This window comes from Ruegeria sp. BHSB064, from assembly GCF_059613205.1.
The window spans coordinates 1-18,260 of record NZ_JBXWSB010000001.1 but is presented as its reverse complement, the minus strand read 5'-3'; the positions used below and the strand labels follow the sequence as shown (position 1 = coordinate 18,260).

Genomic DNA, 18,260 nt, shown 5'->3' with positions numbered 1-18,260 from the left:
TCCTGACGCAGAATCGGTTTCCGATTGGTTAACGCGCCTCGCCTGCCATGCGCGCAGTGGCGCGGCGGACAATCATGTGCAGAAGGATCGAAAACACACCCAGCGTCAGCATTGCCGCGAACATCAGGTCGGTTTTAGCGCGACCATTGGCCAGCAGCATCAGATAGCCCAGCCCTTGCGACGAACCGACCCATTCGCCAATCACCGCACCGATTGGTGCATACACCGCCGCCAGACGCATCCCCGAAGCCAGCGAAGGCAGCGCCGCCGGAATACGGATGTGCCACAGGACCGACCGTTTGCTGGCCTGCATCGTGCGCGCCAAATCCAGATAGCCCGGGGGTGTGCGCATCAACCCGTCAAAGAAAGACGAGGTGATCGGGAAATAGATGATCAGCACCGCCATCGCGACCTTGGACCACAGACCATAGCCAAGCCACAGGGTTAGCAACGGCGCCAACGCAAAAACCGGCAGCGCCTGAGTGAACACCAGCATCGGCTGCACCAACACCCGCGCAGCACGCGAATTCGCCAATTGAAGTGCTGTGATGACGCCCAGAACCGTTCCAACAGCCAAGCCTATGACAACTTCTACTGCGGTGATCCACGCATGTTCGGCGATCACCCACCTGTTTTGCCACCAGGTTTCGGCCACCACAGCGGGGCCGGGCAGGATGAACTTTGGCAACCCGGTCAGGCTTACGATGCCCTGCCAGATCACCAGTGCAAACAGAGTCGCTGCCAACGCGGACAGGTACTTCATACCGCGTCCTCCCGCAGAAGTCGTAGCAACGCACCCTGAGTTTCCAGCGTTTCCAGATCATCCACACTACGTGGGGCCGGAGCATGAGGCGGGTCGCAAGGGGTCAGACCATGTTCGGTCATGACAACAATGGATTGCCCCAAGCGCGCGGCTTCACCGGGGTCATGCGTGACCAGAAGAACCGTCCGCCCAGCCAGCGCCTCGGCCGCCAGATCCTGCATATCGGCACGGGTTCGGGCATCGAGCGCTGAAAAGGGTTCGTCCAGCAGAACGATAGGTCGGTCTTCCATCAGGGTGCGCGCCAGTGCAACACGCTGCCTTTGGCCCCCCGACAGCTCGGACGGTTTCTTGGTCATATGATCCTGCAGGCGCATCCGTTTGATCAGGCGGTCGCGCCGATCCAAATCAGGCTTTTCACCCCGCAGGCGCGCACCAAGCGAAACGTTCTGCGCCACAGTCGCCCAGGGCAACAGTAGGTCGTCCTGCGCCATGTAAGCCACCCGATCCGAGACCGGCAAACCGTCGCTTGCTGTGATCTGGCCCGAGAACTCGGCCCCGGTTTCCAATCCGGCAATCAACCGCAAAACGGTGGTTTTTCCCACGCCCGATCCGCCCAGCAAACAGGTCCATGCCCCTGCCCCAAGGGTCAGGGTCAACGGAGCGAACAAGGTTGCGCCGTCGATTTTAGCAGACCCGTTTATGGTCAGATCAGGCGCAGGGGTCACGGGGTCAGTCCCATTTGCCAGAAATTCACTTCCAATTCCGTCGCCGTTCGGAAGGTTTGACACAAACGATCCCAGCGGGGTGAAGATTCAAAATCCGCTCCAACACGCCGCGTTAGAGCCGAATCCAGCAACTCGCCCACCGCTTTGCAAGCGCCTTGATATTCTTCACCGGCATAGGTGTTGATCCAGTCGAGATAGGTATCGGACGTCGCTTCCTCCGCCAGCTGGGTACCGATCTCACCATAGCCCATAACGCAGGGGGCCAGCGCTGCCAGCAGGTCCAGCAGATCGCCGCTGTATCCGGCCTCAAGTACAAACCGCGTGTAGGCCAGGTTTTCAGCGCGCTCAGGGGTAGAGAACAGCTCCTCCTGAGAAATTCCGGCAGCCTCACAGATACCGATGTGCAGTTGCATTTCTTCCGCGACTAAAGCGTTCACGGTGCCGACCGCTGTCAGCATTTCGGAATGCGTTTCCGATTTCACTACTGCCAAAGCCCAGGCACGAGAAAAATGGATCAGAAACACGTAATCCTGACGCAGATAGTGAAGAAACGCCTCACGCGACAGCGTGCCGTCTTTCATCCCTTCGACAAAGGCGTGGCGGGTATAATCCCGCCACGGCCCCTGCGCCGCGTCACGCATCAGCGCGAAGGCTTTGCCATACCCGCTCATTGTGCGGTCACGTCGATAGTCAGATCACTGACCGGAAGGATACTGTCGATCATGCCGCTTTCATTCAGGAACGCCTCGAACCGGGCATAGCGACCGGCATCAAAGCCTGCGGGGCGCAGTGCAAAACGTGGCAGCGTGTCGACCCAGGCGCGGGCGTTCAGCTCATCCTGCAGTTCAGGTGACGTGCTTGCGAAGATCTCCCAGCTTTTTTCCGGGTTGTTGACGATATACTGGGTCGCCTTTTCGGTCGCGGCCAAAAAGCGGGCGATCTTGTCTTTGTCCATCGTCTCGGGGTTGGCGACATAAATCAGCTCATCGTAGGATGGCACGCCTTCTTCCTCGATGTAAAAACAAGTGCCCGGACGACCTTCGATATCCATCTGGTTGAGTTCAAAGTTTCGGTAAGCCCCGATAACCGCATCGACCTGACCGGTCATCAGCGAGGGCGAGAGCGAGAAGTTGACGTTGATCAGCTCAACATCGTCCAAAGCAACGTCATATTTGCCCAGCACGGTGCCCAGAATGGCCTCTTCAACTCCAGCGACAGAGAAACCGATCTTCTTACCCTTAAGATCGGCGGGCGATTTGATTGGGCCGTCTTCCAGTACCAAAAGGCAGTTCAACGGTGTTGCAACCAGTGTACCAACGCGTTTCAGGGGCAGCCCTTCGTGGATTTGCAGATGCAGCTGGGGCTGATACGACACAGCCAGTTCTGCCTGACCAGCAGCCACCAGACGCGGTGGGGCGGACGGGTCCGCAGGCGGGACGATTTCAACCTCAAGCCCCTGCTCGGCGAAATAGCCGTTTTCCTGCGCCACAATAATAGGGCCGTGGTCAGGATTTATGAACCAATCCAGCAGAACGGTCATCTTGTCTTCGGCCCAAGCTGGCGCGGCGGCCAGAAGGGCAATGGCTGTCATCAGCTTTTTCATGTCTCGCGTTTCCTTTTCGCTCACGAGGTTGAGGCCGCGACAAGGACGATCTCGCCCGGCCAATCTGGTTGTAACTGTTCGGCAGCGCGCCACGATCGCAGGCCAGTGGCGCAGCAAAGCGCAAGCCTTTTGCCTTTGTTAGGGTCTATTTCATGCAGATCTGCCGGCGATACGCGGATGGCGTCTGGATGGGCCGGAACTGGGGCCTCTGCCACACCGCGCAGTTCCACGATCTGGTCCGCATCCTTTAGCTGACTGGCAGACAGGAACCGAAAACGTGTATTCGGCTCGGGTGCATCGTCAAACCGGAACCCGGTACTGCGCAGGTTACGCGCGTCATACTGCACCATCTGCCCCAAAGGAGAGGGTTCCAACCCCAAGATCAGGTTCAGCACCATCTGGGCCTGCATCGCCCCGATCACGCCAACCACCGGACCCAGAACGCCCGCTGTCGCGCAGCTGGCCCCACTGTCCGGCGCATCCGGGAACACAGCGCGCAGGGATGGCGCACCACCACAGAACCCGCCGACATAGCCCGAAAGCCCCAGGACTGAGGCGCTGATCAACGGTTTGCCTTGCTCCTGGCACGTGTCCGACAGAATATAGCTGGCTGCGTAACTGTCGGCGCAATCCAAAACGACGTCGGCTTGCGCGACAAGAGAGGCCGCGTTTTCATTGGTGAGCGCGTGATTGAGGGCGACAAGGTCAACCTCGGAGTTCAACGCGCGGCACCGGTCGGCAGCCCGGTCTGCTTTGGGGCGTCCGCAGTCGGCCTCAGCAAACAAGGTTTGCCGGTGCAGGTTCGACAGATCCACAGTGTCACCATCGACAATTGTGATCCGCCCCACACCACCCCCGGCCAAAAGCGGAAGGACCGGCGCGGCCAACCCGCCTGCGCCCACCACCAGAACACGGGCCGATGAAAGACGCCCCTGCCCTGCGGCACCCACTTCGGGCAGTAGCGTCTGACGGGCATAGCGGCTCATCGCGTCGCCTCGATCCACGCGCGGACCCGCGCTTCGGGGTCGGCGTTCAGGGTGATGTCCGTCACGGCCGAGACAATATCGGCCCCAGCTGCCAGCACGCCTCCCGCGCGCTCGACGCTCATGCCGCCGATGCCAACCAAGGGAATGTCGCCAACACGTGCCTTCCATTCGGTCACGCGGGGCAGGCCCTGTTGATGCCATTTCATCTTTTTCAGGATGGTGGGATAAACCGGTCCCAGCGCCACATAGTCCGGATCCATGGCAAGCACACGCTCAAGCTCATCTTCGTCATGGGTGGAAACACCCAGTTTTAGACCCGCTTTTCGGATAGCTTTCAGGTCAGCCTCATCCAGATCCTCTTGCCCCAGGTGAATCCAGTCGCACCCCAGATCAATGGCATGTTGCCAGTAATCATTGATCACCAAAACTGCGCCATGATCACGGCACAAATCGTGCGAGGCCGCTATCTGTTCGCGCACCTCATCATCCGGCTGATCCTTGACGCGCAGCTGCACCAGTTTGACACCCAGCGGCAACATCCGTCGCAGCCAGTCCGAGTGATCGAAGATCGGATAAAAACGGTCCAGCGTCATGACAGGAATGCCTTTCCAACAACAGGGGTAGAAGGTTCAGCCATATCGCGCGCCTCGATCGGGTCCGCCTGATGGGCCAACTGCCCGGCCAGTGTCGCCTGCGCCATCGCTTTGGCCATCAGCACGGGATCTCCGGCGCGGGCCACGGCTGTGTTCAACAGCACGGCGTCATAGCCCAGCTCCATCGCGTAGGCGGCATGGCTGGGCAAGCCGATACCAGCATCGACCACCAGCGGAACATCCGGAAATTCGGCCCGCATCGCACGCAAAGCATATTCGTTGTTCAGACCACGCCCAGACCCAATGGGCGCCCCCCAGGGCATCAGCACCTCGCACCCCGCTTCCAGCAGGCGTTCGCCCACGATCAGGTCTTCGGTGGTATAGGGGAACACCTGAAATCCGTCTTCGGTCAGGATGCGGGCGGCTTCGACCAATTGGAACACATCCGGTTGCAGGCTGTCGGTGTGCCCAATCAGTTCCAGTTTGATCCACGGGGTCTCAAACACCTCGCGGGCCATATGGGCTGTGGTCACGGCCTCTTTTACAGTGTGGCACCCAGCGGTGTTGGGCAGGATCAGGACGCCCAGTTCCCGGATCATCTGCCAAAAGGTCTGTCCGGCCCCGGATTCACGGCGCAGGGAAACCGTTGCAACACCCGCACCGCTGTCACGGAAAGCCTGCTCCAGAATGGCAGGGCTGGGGTATTGGGCCGTGCCGAGCATCAAGGGGTTGGGCAGTTCGGTTCCGTAGAAGGTTTTCATGCTCACCCCCCTTGCATCGGTGCAACAACTTCGACACGGTCGCCATCGGCCAGTTTGTGCGCGACACGCAGGCTGGACGGCACGAAGTCTTCGTTTACTGCGGTGGCAACGCGGCCAGTGAAGCCGCATTCGTCCAGCAGCTCTGCCAAGGTTTCGGCGCGTACGTCCCGCGCCTCTCCGTTAAGCACGATCTTCATCGACCATCTCCGAATGAGTGTTGTCCAACGCCAGATCCGCCACACCTTGTGCCAAAGCCGGGGCCAGCAGGTAACCATGCCGATAGAGCCCGTTGGCGTAGATTGTCCGACCCAAGCGACGGATGCGGGGCAAATTGTCTGGAAAGGCAGGGCGCAGATCGACACCGATTTCCAGCACCTCAGCCTCACCAAAGGCCGGGTTCAGAGCATAAGCCGCGCTGAGCAGTTCCAGCATGGACCGGGCCGTGATGCGGCTGCTGTCTTCGCTTTCGATCATGGTCGCGCCCAGCATGTAGATGCCATCGCCCCTCGGCACGATATAAAGCGGCATCCGGGGGTGCAAAAGACGCACGGGACGGGTCAGTGTCACGTCCGGGCAACGCACGACCAGCATTTCACCCTTCACACCCCGAAGATCATGAAGATATTCTCTCGCGTGCAGTCCGCGGCAGTCGATAGCGTTCTCAAGCTGCGCGGGTGCCAGTTTCCGGTGGAACTCCACCCCTTGCTCTTTCAGACCTCGATAGAGGTCCTGCAACGCCTGACGGGGATCAAGGTGGGCTTCCTGGTCAAAGAACAGACCTTTCCCAAACCCGTGCAGATCAGGCTCTAACTCGTTTATTTTCGCGCGATCAGCATCCACATACGCCTCGGTCCGGCGCGCGAATCTGCGTAGGTCTGGCAGGTCCCGAGTATTGGCGACAACCAGCGTACCGCACCGCTGTACCTTTGTGCGGCCTTCCCACCAGTCGATGGCCTGCTGACCCAGTCTCAGCACCGGTTCTTCCGCGTTTTCATATTCACACCAGGGGGCCAGCATGCCCCCGGCCCACCACGAACACCCGTGCGGGCCTGGCGAGCCGCCGGGATCAAACACCTGCACCTTCGCGCCGCGCGACACCAGTTCGCTGGCCACGGCCAGACCGGCGACCCCGGCTCCTATTACAGACCAGACGGTCACTTGGGCCAGACCTGATGGAAATGATGCACCGGACCATGCCCGGAACCCACGTTCAGTTCATCTGCGCGTGCAATCGCGCCTTGCAGGTATTCATGCGCCTGCGCAGCGGCCTCCTTCAAAGGCAGACCCTTTGCCAAACCCGCGGCAATCGAGGATGACAGGGTGCATCCGGTCCCATGCGTGTTTTTGGTATTCCTGCGCGGGGCCTGAAATTCTGCCACGATACCCGTCGGATCGATGAGCAAATCATGACACATCTCGCCCGCACCGTGACCGCCCTTCATCACCACAGCGCGCGCACCCAAAGCGCAAAGGGCCTGACCCTGCGCGGCCATCTGCTTTGGGGTTTTGGCCTCTTCTGCGTCCAACAGGCAGGCGGCTTCGGGCAGGTTTGGGGTCAAAACCGTCGCCATCGGCAACAACACATCGCGCAAGGTCTGGATTGCCTCTTGCGCCAGCAAGGCGTCACCGGACTTGGCGATCATCACCGGGTCCAGAACAATGGGGCCCTGAAAGTCGGCCAGCCCCTTGGCGACGGTCTGAATGATCTCGGGTGTTGCCAGCATTCCGATTTTTACAGCTTTGACATCCAGATCGCCCAAAACGGCGTGAATTTGCGCCTCGATCACGTCCAGAGGGATACCATGCACCGCTGTGACGGCCTGCGTGTTCTGTGCTGTGACGGCGGTGATCACGCTGGCCCCAAAAACACCAAGTGCTGACATGGCCTTCAGATCGGCCTGTATCCCGGCACCGCCGCCGCTGTCGGATCCCGCAATGGTCAGGGCAATTGCAGCCATGTCGTCGCTCCATCTTCTTTGGGCAACGATGTAGGAAAACTGTCTGCATTCATAAGACCGTTCCCTACGCCGGAATTGCCCGGATCAGGTTCGATGGGTTAGCGCAGCCGCGCCTCTCAGCCCTGCGATCAGGGCACCCCAACGGTTGGCGCAGACAATCTCAGCCACCGACGCCAAACGCAAGAGCCAATTGGGCGCAATCGGCCTGCAAACTGGATATATTGCTGACCCGTATTGTCACACGCATAGCAGGGCAGCAGACGCACAACGAAAAAAGCGCGGCACCCGGGACCGGAAAACCGCGCCTTTTGATCGGTCTAAAAGCAATCAGACGCGCGTTGACGCCTGATGCAAATCGATCAGCTTTTGCCTTTCCAGGGCACCAGAACACGTTCGGCCCAGCGCATCAGCATGTCGATACCGAACCCGATGACACCAATCAGGATGATACCCATGATCACGATGTCGGTGTTCTGGAATTTCGAGGCAACCATGATCATCATGCCGGCCCCTTTTTCAGCGGCGACCAGTTCTGCAGCCACAACCGTACCCCAGCAGACGCCCATAGCCACCCGCGCTCCGGTGAATATCTCGGGCAGTGAGTTAGGGATGATCACATAGCGCATCACCTGCCACTTCGACGCCCCAAGGGAATAGGCCGCGTGTACCTTTGAGATGTTCACGCCGGACACACCAGAACGGGCCGCAATCGCCATAATCCAAAGCGCCGCCAGGAACAGCAGGATGATCTTGCCGCCTTCTCCGATCCCGGCCCAGATGATCACCAGCGGAATCAGAGCCAGCGGAGGCACCGGGCGCATGAATTCAACGATCGGGTCGAACCACCCACGGAACCAGTTGGAAAGCCCCATGGCATAGCCCAACGGAATGCCCACAAGCGATCCCAGCAGGAAGCCCACGATCACGCGGAACAGCGAATAACCCAGATGCTCCCAAAGGGTGAAGTTCCGGAAGCCTTCGCTGGCAATCTCACCCAAGCGTTCGAAAACGTTTTCCGGAGCGGGCAGCCAGATCGGCTCCATCTGCCAGCCTTTGTCCGGGTCAATATTGAGCGTGCCGCGCTGCGACATGACCACACGGCCGAAGTCGGTGTTCACAACACCACCCGGCTCAATCGGCTGACCATTCACAGCAACGATCTTGGCCCCCTCGTCGCGACCGACCTCATCATTTCGGTCAAGACGGGCCAGCTTGCTGCGATAAGCCTGAACCACTACGGCATCGTCCTTGGCAAATCCGTCGCCGGGTGCGACCTCGGGTTCGTCCACCGGTGCGTCCGCAGGGTGCACAATCACCGTCACCGTGGCGTCATCGGTCTGACCATCAGCCGTTTCCACTGTGTAGGTGAACGTGCCTTCTCCGACATACGGTCCGGGCGCGTGTAAAAAGGATGGCAGCAGGGTCGATCCAGTGAATGCGCCCCAAAGCACGAAGATGGCGATGATCGAGATGATTGACGCCTTGCGATCCGAGACAACGGCGCTTTCATCGCCGAAAGTGACCGTCTTAAGAGACGTGAAATCATGTCGGTCTGTGCCAGCGGTGACCAATTTGACCACAAAGAAGGCACCGATGAAAATCGCGATATAGATCAGAATGGGGATCATTGCGCTGCCTCCGTCCGACCCATGATTTCTTCTTCCATGTCCCAGATCATGCCCAGGATCTCTTCGCGGTTGGTGGCGAAGTCAGGGTGTTTCTTGACCTCACGCAGATCCTGGTCAACGCCCATGTCCGCAAAGGGCAGACGATATTCCTTGTGAATGCGCCCCGGTCTTGGGGCCATCACCAGCAGACGCTCGCCCAGCAGCAGCGCCTCTTCGACCGAGTGGGTGATCAGGATGATGGTCTTGCCGGTCTCTTTCCAAAGTTTCAAAACCAGCGATTGCATTTTTTCACGGGTCAGTGCGTCCAGCGCGCCCAGCGGTTCGTCCATCAGGATGACATCGGGGTCATTTGCCAGACACCGTGCCAGCGCCACACGCTGCTGCATCCCGCCAGACAGCTCGTAGATCGCCTTTTCCTTGAAATCCTGCAGGCCCACGACCTCAAGCAGATGATCGACCTCGGCCGCGTATTGCGCTTCCTTCTGGCCCTTCATCCGGGGACCAAAGCTTACATTGTCACGCACGCTCATCCATTCGAACAAAGCGCCTTTTTGAAACACCATGCCACGTTCGGCATCAGGGCCAGTGACCGTGTGTCCGTTCATCACGATCTGCCCTTCGGTCGGGGCCAGAAAACCCGCAACGATGTTCAGCAGTGTGGTCTTGCCGCAACCCGAGGGGCCCAGCACGCTCATCAACTCGCCTTCGTTCAGATGCAACGTGACATCTTTCAACGCCTGCACCGCCGTTCCGTTAGGCAGGTCGAAGCGCATGGAGATGTTTTCGATGGATAAACCTGTCATATCCGTCTCTCTGTGGATAAGGGCGCGCCCACGCGCAGGCGGCGCACCCGATTGCCGGGGAAAGACCGGCATGCGCATCGAAATGCGACACGCCGGACCATGTTATTTGCCGTCGGCAATCTTCATCGGTTCAATGTTGACCGAGTCGTCATAGCTGTCCAAAGCGCCATCGATGCTACCAGCCGCGACAAACACATCTGCAACGCCTTTCATGAAGGTTTGAACGTTGCCGCCCAGCCATTTCTGCGACAGCTGGTCATCCATGCTGGGGAAGCCCATCGTTCCGATAGCGGCGCGCGCACCGTCGAGGTCCATGCCGGATTCCTTGGCAACAACCTCAAGCATCGCGTCACCGCCTGCACCCGAGTTCCAGCGCTCATTTGCATCTGCTGTCACCTGCAGGAACTGTGCGACCAGTTCCGGGTTTTCCGAGATAAAGCTTTCCGGGGCTGAGGTTACGTCGAACACCAGAATACCCAGCTCTTCCTTCTCGGCACCGGTCAACAGAACGTTGCCGTGCTCTTTCATCCGGGACAGACCGCCGCCATATCCGCAGGCGAAATCAACCGCGCCCTGGCTCAGGGCTGCGGCACCTTCGGGCGGGGCCATGTCGACAACTTCAAGGCTGGCCAGATCGATTCCGAAATGGTCCATCTGACGCAGGAAGCCATAGTGTGCGGCGGTACCCAGTGGAACGGCGACCTTTTTACCGGCCAGTTCGCTGGCGTTTTCCTTGTCGATCTCCAGCGCTTCTGAAACGACGCAGTTGTCATTCTCGGAATACGTCACGGCGACATCAACCACCTGAATCGCCTGACCCGCAGAGGCGGCGACAACAAAAGGCGGAATGCCCTGGCTGACCGCAATCTGCACGTCGCCAGACGCCATGGCTGCGCTCATCGCGGTGCCGGTTTCAAAACTGACCCAGTTGACCTTGAGGCCAAGCGCTTCGTCATAGGTTCCATTCGCTTTGGCTTCCAACATGGGCAGGGGCCATTCCAAGAAGTATGCGACAGTGATTTCTTCCAGATCTTGTGCAAGCGCCGAGTGGCTTGTCAGCGCAAGCACACTGGTCGCTGCGAGAGTGGCGAGTGTTTTCTTCATAGTATCCTCCGGTTGGGTCACTTTTTGTTTTCAGCGTGAACCGCCGTATTTCTTTTGAGAGAGTTGCGTGCATCTTTCGGCACAGCGCCGCGTATTGTGTTGGGTACGCCGCTTATCTTGAAACCCTCACTCTATCGTTGTGCAGAACAGGTGTTCTGAAATGGAACACTAGTGAGTGCGCGTTCTTTACGTCAACTGTTTATTGTTCAACTATACATAAACGAGCGTTGAAAAGCTTGAAATGAACAAAAACTCGTCGTAGTTCTGCAATGCAGTAGATATAGGATCAGGCATGGCAAGACCGACAGACAGCTCTATCGTCGCAAAATGCGCAAAAATCATGGACGTCCTGACCCATGCGAAGCGGCCGATGGTGTTTTCGGACATTGTCGCACAGACTGGTTTCGTCAAAAGTTCGTGCCACCGTGTTTTGGCTGTTCTTCAAAGCGAAGGATTGGTCGAGTACGAAAAAACCGGCAGAACCTACAAGCCCGGTCCACGGTTTCAGGCCTGGGCACGTGCAGGGTTCCGCCACCCTGATCTGCAGCAAGTCGTAGCCGAACCTGTTGACCGTCTCAGTGAAGAGACCGGCATGAACATAGCGTTGTCCGTGCTGGACGGCGATACCATTCTGTACCTGCGAACGTCCAACCATGTCGCGATTCGATATGCAGCGCGAACGGGTGATCACGCGCCGTTGCATTGCACCGCTGCAGGCAAGGTTTTTCTTGCGTTTATGTCCGAGAAACAGCGCCGTTCCGTGCTGGAATCATCTGGTTTGGAGAAGTTTACCGAGTTCACCCGAACCCGCCTGCCAGAGCTTGAAGCGGACCTTGAAGTCGTTCGGAACCAGGGCTACGCGATGGTCGTGAAAGAAGAATTCCTGCAGGTCATGGGCATGTCCGCCCCGATCTGGAATGAACAGGGCAAAGTTGCCGCCTGCCTATCCATGTGGACTTTGACGGCGGACAACACACCTGACGAATTGCGTGCAAATCTCGACTTGCTGAAACAAACCGCCGCCGAGATTTGTGACCGAATCGGAGGCGAGGCCCCGGAATAACTTGACTTGATGGCCAAAGCATAGCTATCGAATATTAGAATTGAGTTCTGATATGCGGGAGTATTATGCTTGCAACGCCACATGCTGTGGTGACACGGCCGAACTCGCTTTGGGCGGCCACTGCACCGAAGAAGCCCGAAAATCCGCACATGTCCGGCGATCTACAAGCCGATGTGGCCATAATAGGCGCCGGGTTCACTGGTCTGCGCGCTGCATTGTTTCTGGCCGAAGCAGGCACGTCCGTAGTTGTTCTTGATGCAGGGGATGTGGGCTGGGGCGCGTCGGGGCGAACCGGTGGGCAGGTCAATCCGATGCTGCCATTCAACTCGCCCAAGGATCTGCGCCGCATGCTGGGCGAGACCTATTTTGAGCGCCTGACCGAAGCGTCGCTGAATTCCGCAGACGAATTGTTTGCTCTGATCGATACCTATCAAATCCCGTGTCAGGCGCGACAAAAAGGATGGCTGCGCGTGCTGCACAATAACCGGGCATTGCGCAAGGCCGAAGCGGATGTGAAAGCGTGGAACGAATTTGGCGCAGGAATGGAGATTCTGCGCGGGGACGAACTGAGACAAACATCAGGCACACGCGCTTATTCCAGTGGAGTTGTGACCCCGCGCGGCGGCGCGGTACAGCCAATGATGCTGGCGCGCGGCGTGGCAGATGCCGCCCAGCAACGCGGCGTTTCGATTTTTGGAAACAGCGCTGTCACCTCGATGAACAAAGTCGGCAGTAAGTGGCAATTGCGCACAGCTCAGGGCGTCGTCACGTCTGACGTCGTGATCGTCGCCACCAATGGCTATACCGGTCCGCTGGTGCCGAAACTGTCCAACAGCATCCTGCCTCTGCCCCCGATCCAGATCGCAACAGATCCTCTGCCGGACGACGTTATCGCTTCGATTCTGCCACAGGGGCACACAATCTCGGACAGCCGACGTATCATCATGTATGCTCGGCGTGAGCCGGACAATCGGTTGGTCTATGGTGGGTTGGGGCGCGTGGATCGCGCGGGCAAGCTGGGCGGCTTCGACTGGCTTCAACGGGACGCCGAACGCGTTTTCCCTCAGTTAAAAGGTGCCAACTGGTCCCATCGCTGGGGCGGGCGCATCGCGGTTACCGACGACCACCTGCCCCACCTGCATGAACCTCAGCCGGGTCTTTTAATCGGTCTTGGATATAATGGGCGCGGCGTTGCGATGTCGCATGTCATGGGCCGTGTTTTAGCCGAGCGGGCATTGGGCACTGACCCTGAGTCTCTGACCTTTCCAACAACCCCGGTGCGAGCCATGTCCTATCGCCCGTTCAAGGTTGCAGGTCTGGGAACGGCGATCTGGTCGATGCGTTTGATGGATTGGCTAGAAACCAGGTAGCGTCAAACGACACCGAGACGTGTTGGTTTTCACAACGGCCAGAACGTAAAAGAGGCGGCAAACGCCGCCTCTGTCTTAGCCTTTCATTCCATCCCAGAAGGATTTGACGGAAGAGAAAAAGCTTTTGGATTCCGGGTGGTTGTCTTCACCCAGATCCTCAAACTCACGCAGCAGCTCTTTCTGACGGCTCGTCAGATTGACCGGAGTTTCCACCGCCAGTTCGATGAACATATCGCCAACACCACTACCACGCAGCGCAGGCATGCCTTTGCCGCGCAGGCGCATCTGGCGACCTGATTGGCTACCTGCCGGAATCTGGACACGACCCCGTCCACCATCGATGGTCGGCACTTCGATCGAACCGCCCAGCGCGGCCTTGGCCATGCTGACCGGAACCCGGCAATAAAGGTTCACGCTGTCGCGCTCGAACAGCTTGTGGTCAGAGACCTCGACAAAGATATAGAGATCGCCCGGAGGACCACCGCGCATCCCAGCTTCACCCTCGCCAGCAAGCCGAATCCGTGTTCCGGTTTCGACCCCAGCCGGGATATTGACGGACAAGGCACGGTCTTTTTCAACACGGCCTGATCCCTGGCACGATTTGCAGGGGTTCTTGATGATCTGACCCAGCCCCGAACAGGTCGGGCAGGTGCGCTCGACCGTAAAGAAGCCCTGCTGCGCCCGTACTTTGCCCATGCCGGAACAAGTAGGGCAGGTTGTGGGTTCAACACCGCCTTCCGCGCCGGTTCCGTCACAGGACGAGCAGGCCACGGCCGTAGGGACGTTGATGGTTTTCTGAAGGCCCGAGAACGCCTCTTCCAGCGTCACGCGCAGATTATAGCGCAGGTCCGATCCGCGCGCGGCACGACGACCGCCGCCGCCACCGCGTTGACCACCCATGAAATCGCCGAACAGATCGTCGAAAACGTCCGAGAACGCGCTCGAGAAATCGCCCTGACCAAAGCCGCCGCCGGGACGTCCACCGCCACCCATACCGTTTTCAAATGCGGCATGACCAAAGCGGTCGTAAGCTGCTTTTTTGTCGGCGTCGCGCAGCACGTCATAGGCTTCGTTCGCTTCCTTGAACTGCGCCTCAGCATCCGGGTTGTCCTTGTTGCGGTCGGGATGCAATTCCTTGGCTTTCTTGCGAAAACCCTTTTTGATCTCGTCCGCCGATGCACCTTTGGCTACGCCGAGCACATCGTAATAGTCGCGTTTTGACATCAGTATTTCCTTCTGCCTCAACGTAATCGGGCCGGCCCGGCAACCGGACCGGCCCAAATTGGCCCGGTTACCCGTTACTTACGCTTGTCGTCGTCCAGATCTTCGAACTCGGCGTCGACAATGTCATCGTCGCTCGGTGCTGCATCTGCGGCGGCAGGTTCGTCTTCAGCTTCCTCGGACTGCGCCTTATAGATGGCTTCGCCCAGCTTCATGGCCGCTTCTGTGACGTTCTGGATGCCCGACTTGATCTTGTCGGCATTCTCGGTCTCCAACTCGTCCTTCAGTGCGGCGATCGCCAGCTCGATGGCTTCGATTGTGGTCGGGTCGACCTTGTCGGAATGCTCTTCCATCGACTTCTCGGTCGAGTGGATGAGGCTTTCCGCCTGGTTCTTGGCGTCGACCAGTTCGCGGCGTTCCTTGTCGGCTTCCGCGTTCTCTTCGGCGTCCTTGACCATCTTTTCGATGTCCTCGTCGGACAGACCGCCCGAAGCCTGGATGGTGATCTTCTGCTCTTTGCCGGTGCCCTTGTCCTTGGCCGAAACCGAGACAATACCGTTGGCGTCGATGTCAAACGTCACCTCGATCTGAGGCATACCGCGCGGTGCGGGCGGGATGTCTTCGAGGTTGAACTGACCCAGGATCTTGTTGTCCGCAGCCATTTCACGCTCACCCTGGAACACGCGGATGGTCACGGCGTTCTGGTTGTCCTCGGCAGTCGAAAAGACCTGAGATTTCTTGGTCGGAATGGTCGTGTTGCGGTCGATCAGACGGGTGAACACGCCACCCAGCGTTTCGATGCCCAGCGACAGCGGAGTTACGTCCAGCAGAACAACGTCTTTGACGTCGCCTTGCAGAACACCGGCCTGAATGGCGGCGCCCATGGCAACCACTTCGTCCGGGTTCACACCCTTGTGCGGCTCTTTACCGAAGAATTTGGTGACCTCTTCGATCACTTTCGGCATCCGGGTCATACCACCGACCAGAACAACTTCGTCCACGTCAGCAGCCGACAGGCCAGCGTCTTTCAGAGCGGCGGCGCAAGGCTTCATCGACTTCTTGATCAGGTCCGCAACCAGCGATTCCAGCTTGGCACGGGTCAGTTTCATGACCATGTGCAGCGGCTGACCGTTCGAACCCATCGAGATGAACGGCTGGTTGATTTCGGTCTGCGAGGTCGAGGACAGCTCGATCTTGGCTTTCTCAGCGGCTTCTTTCAGACGCTGCAACGCCATCTTGTCGGCGGACAGATCGACGCCATGCTCTTTTTTGAACTCATCGGCCAGGTAGTTGACGATGCGCATGTCAAAGTCTTCACCACCCAGGAAGGTGTCACCGTTGGTCGATTTGACTTCGAACAGGCCGTCGTCGATTTCCAGGATGGTCACGTCGAAGGTACCACCGCCAAGGTCATAGACCGCGATGGTTTGGGTTTCTTCCTTGTCCAGACCATAGGCCAGAGCAGCCGCTGTCGGTTCGTTGATGATCCGCAGCACTTCCAGACCGGCGATTTTACCGGCGTCTTTGGTAGCCTGACGCTGTGCGTCGTTGAAGTATGCCGGAACGGTAATGACCGCTTGTGTGACTTCCTCACCCAGATAGCTTTCAGCCGTTTCCTTCATCTTACCCAGAGTGAAGGCCGAGATCTGGCTTGGGGAGTACTTTTCACCGCGGGCTTCGACCCACGCGTCGCCGTTGCCGCCATCAACGATGGCGTACGGCACCATCTTCTTGTCTTTTTCGACTTCTGCATCATCCACGCGACGACCGATCAGGCGCTTGACGCCAAAGATCGTGTTGTCGGGGTTGGTGACCGCCTGACGTTTTGCAGGCTGACCGACCAGGCGCTCATCTTCGGTGAAGGCGACGATCGAGGGCGTGGTCCGCGCCCCTTCGGCGTTTTCGATGACCTTCGGCTGCGAGCCGTCCATGATGGCCACACACGAGTTGGTGGTTCCGAGGTCAATCCCGATTACTTTTCCCATTTTTGCAATCCCTTTCTCTTCAAGGCGATGTCTCGAGAACCGGACCCGTTTCGGCATCCCGTCCCCGATCTGATGTGCGCGACAGCACTACCATCGCGCGTCCCGGCGTATATAAGGGCCAGACCAAGGGCCTGCAAGCACCGTAAAAGGCAGGTTTTCGGGAATCTGTGGCCTTTTTTGGCAAGGATTTGGAAAGGATTGGGGTTTCCGGAATGGCACGGCTGGTTTTGCGGGGGTTTGATATCAGAAAAGCCTATCTGGATCCTGCGGCACAGGCACAGATTATCGGTGATTTGCGGCCGATTCTAAAAGCCGCGCCGTTGTTTCGCCCCGTTACGCCTTCGGGCAAAGAAATGTCAGTGCGAATGACCTCGGCCGGGGCTTTGGGTTGGGTAACGGACAAAGCGGGCTATCGCTATCAGGATCAGCATCCAAAGGGCGGAGTTTGGCCCTGCATACCCGCAAGTATTCTAGATATTTGGCGAGATCTGGTCAGCACAGAGCGTGAACCGGATTGCTGTTTGGTCAACTACTATGGTGAAGGCGCAAAAATGGGCCTGCATCAGGACAAGGACGAAGCCGATTATTCCTGGCCTGTTTTATCGATTTCTCTCGGCGATGACGCCCTGTTCCGCATTGGCAACACGACACGTGGCGGCAAGACCGAGTCGATCTGGCTCAGCTCGGGCGATGTCGTCGTGATGGGTGGGCCCGCGCGGCTGGCGTATCACGGGGTGGACCGGATCAGGTTCGGATCGTCGCGCCTGTTGCCCAAGGGTGGGCGGATCAATCTCACATTGCGGGTGGCGCGTTAACGGCGGGCATTCCAGCTTTGCGAAACATGCTGGCGCGTAAAGAATTCACCCATCAATCCGATCATCAACAGGGCGATCCCGACCCAGACCGCGTACTCCCAACTGGTATTGCGGGGGAAATAGTTGCGGAAAATGAAGCCGCGACATTGATCGATGATATGGAAAAGCGGATTCCACGCAAACATCATCAACAACCACCCGCCCATTGTGTTTGCAACGAACATCTTTCCCGAGAACACCATGTTCATCCGACGGTATATATTCGTCAGCATCGAAACGGTTGTCGGAAACCAGGGTTTGATCGCCATGAACACAAGCCCGATCGCACACCCCGTAAACCACGCCAGCAGCACCATACCAAAGGCACCACCGGGGTTCTCAATCTCTAACGGAGCGACCGCGACACTGTATATGAACAGAAGGACGAACATGGCCATCACCTGCTTGTACAACGTGCTGAAAGCGGCCGATAAGATCAGGACCATCACGTTCATTGGTGAATGCAGCGTCATCGGATTGTTGGCAGCACCAACCCCCGAGATTGCCCCAATCGACTGAATATGGATCATGAACGGAAAGACACCCGACAAGATATAAAGCAGGAACTCACCCCTGATCTTGGCAACGCCGCCCCGACCCAGCAGCGTCATAAGCAGGTAAAACACCATGCACATCACCACCAGCTGCACGATGTTGATCAGAATGGCAATAACTGCATTCGGGTGTTGCGAGCGCACGTTCCTGACAACTGCGTGGAACACCAGTTCAGCAGTTGTAAATGCGCCGCCCAGCAGCGATTGATTACGCTTGAAGTAATACACTCGAAGGTCTTTCCTGCCTCGCTGCCCTCAATCTGGCATGAATATCTTGCCGTTCCGTAAC

At 58.2% G+C, this 18,260-nt stretch carries 19 protein-coding genes and 1 riboswitch; of the genes, 3 read left to right on the top strand and 16 right to left on the bottom strand.

What is annotated here, in order from left to right:
* Positions 1-28: 28 nt before the first annotated feature.
* The 13 genes from AC2FNU_RS00095 to AC2FNU_RS00035 form a co-directional block, all read right to left on the bottom strand.
* On the bottom strand, positions 29-763 hold the full coding sequence (locus tag AC2FNU_RS00095; protein WP_496784120.1) for an ABC transporter permease: 735 nt from the start codon (positions 761-763) through the stop codon (positions 29-31).
* On the bottom strand, positions 760-1,488 hold the full coding sequence (locus tag AC2FNU_RS00090; RefSeq protein WP_496784119.1) for an ABC transporter ATP-binding protein: 729 nt from the start codon (positions 1,486-1,488) through the stop codon (positions 760-762). The genes AC2FNU_RS00095 and AC2FNU_RS00090 overlap by 4 nt, the downstream gene beginning before the upstream one ends.
* Positions 1,485-2,159 carry a thiaminase II gene (gene tenA, locus AC2FNU_RS00085; protein ID WP_496784118.1) on the bottom strand — a complete coding sequence of 225 codons (675 nt, stop codon included), beginning with the start codon at positions 2,157-2,159 and terminating at the stop codon, positions 1,485-1,487. Before tenA ends, AC2FNU_RS00090 begins: the two co-directional genes overlap by 4 nt.
* A complete protein-coding gene (locus AC2FNU_RS00080) occupies positions 2,156-3,091 on the bottom strand; it encodes an ABC transporter substrate-binding protein (RefSeq protein WP_496784117.1) in 936 nt (311 codons plus the stop codon). Before AC2FNU_RS00080 ends, tenA begins: the two co-directional genes overlap by 4 nt.
* A 20-nt stretch (positions 3,092-3,111) precedes the next feature.
* On the bottom strand, positions 3,112-4,077 hold the full coding sequence (locus tag AC2FNU_RS00075; RefSeq protein ID WP_496784116.1) for a ThiF family adenylyltransferase: 966 nt from the start codon (positions 4,075-4,077) through the stop codon (positions 3,112-3,114).
* Positions 4,074-4,670 (bottom strand): thiamine phosphate synthase, encoded by a 597-nt coding sequence (locus AC2FNU_RS00070; protein WP_496784115.1) that lies wholly within the window; start codon positions 4,668-4,670, stop codon positions 4,074-4,076. The genes AC2FNU_RS00075 and AC2FNU_RS00070 overlap by 4 nt, the downstream gene beginning before the upstream one ends.
* On the bottom strand, positions 4,667-5,431 hold the full coding sequence (locus AC2FNU_RS00065; RefSeq protein WP_496784114.1) for a thiazole synthase: 765 nt from the start codon (positions 5,429-5,431) through the stop codon (positions 4,667-4,669). Before AC2FNU_RS00065 ends, AC2FNU_RS00070 begins: the two co-directional genes overlap by 4 nt.
* Positions 5,432-5,433: 2 nt before the next feature.
* On the bottom strand, positions 5,434-5,628 hold the full coding sequence (gene thiS, locus AC2FNU_RS00060; protein ID WP_496784113.1) for a sulfur carrier protein ThiS: 195 nt from the start codon (positions 5,626-5,628) through the stop codon (positions 5,434-5,436).
* Positions 5,612-6,589 (bottom strand): glycine oxidase ThiO, encoded by a 978-nt coding sequence (thiO, locus tag AC2FNU_RS00055; protein ID WP_496784112.1) that lies wholly within the window; start codon positions 6,587-6,589, stop codon positions 5,612-5,614. The genes thiS and thiO overlap by 17 nt, the downstream gene beginning before the upstream one ends.
* Positions 6,586-7,389, bottom strand: coding sequence for a bifunctional hydroxymethylpyrimidine kinase/phosphomethylpyrimidine kinase (thiD, locus tag AC2FNU_RS00050; RefSeq protein ID WP_496784111.1), 804 nt, complete (start codon positions 7,387-7,389; stop codon positions 6,586-6,588). Before thiD ends, thiO begins: the two co-directional genes overlap by 4 nt.
* A 44-nt stretch (positions 7,390-7,433) precedes the next feature.
* Positions 7,434-7,540: riboswitch (TPP riboswitch) on the bottom strand.
* Between the two features lie 208 nt (positions 7,541-7,748).
* Positions 7,749-9,017 carry an ABC transporter permease subunit gene (locus AC2FNU_RS00045; protein ID WP_496784110.1) on the bottom strand — a complete coding sequence of 423 codons (1,269 nt, stop codon included), beginning with the start codon at positions 9,015-9,017 and terminating at the stop codon, positions 7,749-7,751.
* Positions 9,014-9,820 carry a taurine ABC transporter ATP-binding protein gene (locus AC2FNU_RS00040; protein WP_171092888.1) on the bottom strand — a complete coding sequence of 269 codons (807 nt, stop codon included), beginning with the start codon at positions 9,818-9,820 and terminating at the stop codon, positions 9,014-9,016. Before AC2FNU_RS00040 ends, AC2FNU_RS00045 begins: the two co-directional genes overlap by 4 nt.
* Before the next feature lie 102 nt (positions 9,821-9,922).
* A complete protein-coding gene (locus AC2FNU_RS00035; protein WP_496784109.1) occupies positions 9,923-10,924 on the bottom strand; it encodes a taurine ABC transporter substrate-binding protein in 1,002 nt (333 codons plus the stop codon).
* Positions 10,925-11,216: 292 nt separating this feature from the next.
* On the opposite strand from AC2FNU_RS00035, the gene AC2FNU_RS00030 reads away from it, so the two are divergent.
* Positions 11,217-11,987, top strand: a complete 771-nt coding sequence (locus tag AC2FNU_RS00030) for an IclR family transcriptional regulator (RefSeq protein ID WP_496784108.1) — start codon at positions 11,217-11,219, stop codon at positions 11,985-11,987.
* A gap of 89 nt (positions 11,988-12,076) precedes the next feature.
* The gene (locus tag AC2FNU_RS00025) at positions 12,077-13,357 is read left to right on the top strand and encodes an NAD(P)/FAD-dependent oxidoreductase (protein WP_496784107.1); all 1,281 of its coding nucleotides are present in this window, start codon (positions 12,077-12,079) and stop codon (positions 13,355-13,357) included.
* A gap of 75 nt (positions 13,358-13,432) precedes the next feature.
* Here AC2FNU_RS00025 and dnaJ read toward each other — a convergent pair whose 3' ends face one another.
* The gene (gene dnaJ, locus AC2FNU_RS00020) at positions 13,433-14,581 is read right to left on the bottom strand and encodes a molecular chaperone DnaJ (RefSeq protein WP_496784106.1); all 1,149 of its coding nucleotides are present in this window, start codon (positions 14,579-14,581) and stop codon (positions 13,433-13,435) included.
* 74 nt (positions 14,582-14,655) lie between these two features.
* Positions 14,656-16,563 (bottom strand): molecular chaperone DnaK, encoded by a 1,908-nt coding sequence (gene dnaK, locus AC2FNU_RS00015; RefSeq protein WP_496784105.1) that lies wholly within the window; start codon positions 16,561-16,563, stop codon positions 14,656-14,658.
* A 212-nt stretch (positions 16,564-16,775) separates the two neighbouring features.
* On the opposite strand from dnaK, the gene AC2FNU_RS00010 reads away from it, so the two are divergent.
* The gene (locus tag AC2FNU_RS00010) at positions 16,776-17,378 is read left to right on the top strand and encodes an alpha-ketoglutarate-dependent dioxygenase AlkB family protein (RefSeq protein WP_496784104.1); all 603 of its coding nucleotides are present in this window, start codon (positions 16,776-16,778) and stop codon (positions 17,376-17,378) included.
* On the opposite strand, the gene AC2FNU_RS00005 is transcribed toward AC2FNU_RS00010, so the two are convergent.
* Positions 17,375-18,199 carry an ABC transporter permease gene (locus tag AC2FNU_RS00005; protein ID WP_496784103.1) on the bottom strand — a complete coding sequence of 275 codons (825 nt, stop codon included), beginning with the start codon at positions 18,197-18,199 and terminating at the stop codon, positions 17,375-17,377. The two genes, AC2FNU_RS00010 and AC2FNU_RS00005, sit on opposite strands and share 4 nt — an antisense overlap.
* Positions 18,200-18,260: the final 61 nt, after the last annotated feature.

Bases quoted from the DNA above. Each gene is read 5' to 3' on its own strand.
- AC2FNU_RS00070 (WP_496784115.1), bottom strand. From the start codon at position 4,670: ATGACGCTGGACCGTTTTTATCCGATCTTCGATCACTCGGACTGGCTG.
- AC2FNU_RS00065 (WP_496784114.1), bottom strand. From the start codon at position 5,431: ATGAAAACCTTCTACGGAACCGAACTGCCCAACCCCTTGATGCTCGGC.
- dnaK (WP_496784105.1), bottom strand. From the start codon at position 16,563: ATGGGAAAAGTAATCGGGATTGACCTCGGAACCACCAACTCGTGTGTG.
- AC2FNU_RS00080 (WP_496784117.1), bottom strand. From the start codon at position 3,091: ATGAAAAAGCTGATGACAGCCATTGCCCTTCTGGCCGCCGCGCCAGCT.
- AC2FNU_RS00030 (WP_496784108.1), top strand. From the start codon at position 11,217: ATGGCAAGACCGACAGACAGCTCTATCGTCGCAAAATGCGCAAAAATC.
- tenA (WP_496784118.1), bottom strand. From the start codon at position 2,159: ATGAGCGGGTATGGCAAAGCCTTCGCGCTGATGCGTGACGCGGCGCAG.
- AC2FNU_RS00010 (WP_496784104.1), top strand. From the start codon at position 16,776: ATGGCACGGCTGGTTTTGCGGGGGTTTGATATCAGAAAAGCCTATCTG.
- AC2FNU_RS00045 (WP_496784110.1), bottom strand. From the start codon at position 9,017: ATGATCCCCATTCTGATCTATATCGCGATTTTCATCGGTGCCTTCTTT.
- AC2FNU_RS00095 (WP_496784120.1), bottom strand. From the start codon at position 763: ATGAAGTACCTGTCCGCGTTGGCAGCGACTCTGTTTGCACTGGTGATC.
- thiD (WP_496784111.1), bottom strand. From the start codon at position 7,389: ATGGCTGCAATTGCCCTGACCATTGCGGGATCCGACAGCGGCGGCGGT.
- AC2FNU_RS00040 (WP_171092888.1), bottom strand. From the start codon at position 9,820: ATGACAGGTTTATCCATCGAAAACATCTCCATGCGCTTCGACCTGCCT.
- AC2FNU_RS00035 (WP_496784109.1), bottom strand. From the start codon at position 10,924: ATGAAGAAAACACTCGCCACTCTCGCAGCGACCAGTGTGCTTGCGCTG.
- thiS (WP_496784113.1), bottom strand. From the start codon at position 5,628: ATGAAGATCGTGCTTAACGGAGAGGCGCGGGACGTACGCGCCGAAACC.
- AC2FNU_RS00075 (WP_496784116.1), bottom strand. From the start codon at position 4,077: ATGAGCCGCTATGCCCGTCAGACGCTACTGCCCGAAGTGGGTGCCGCA.
- dnaJ (WP_496784106.1), bottom strand. From the start codon at position 14,581: ATGTCAAAACGCGACTATTACGATGTGCTCGGCGTAGCCAAAGGTGCA.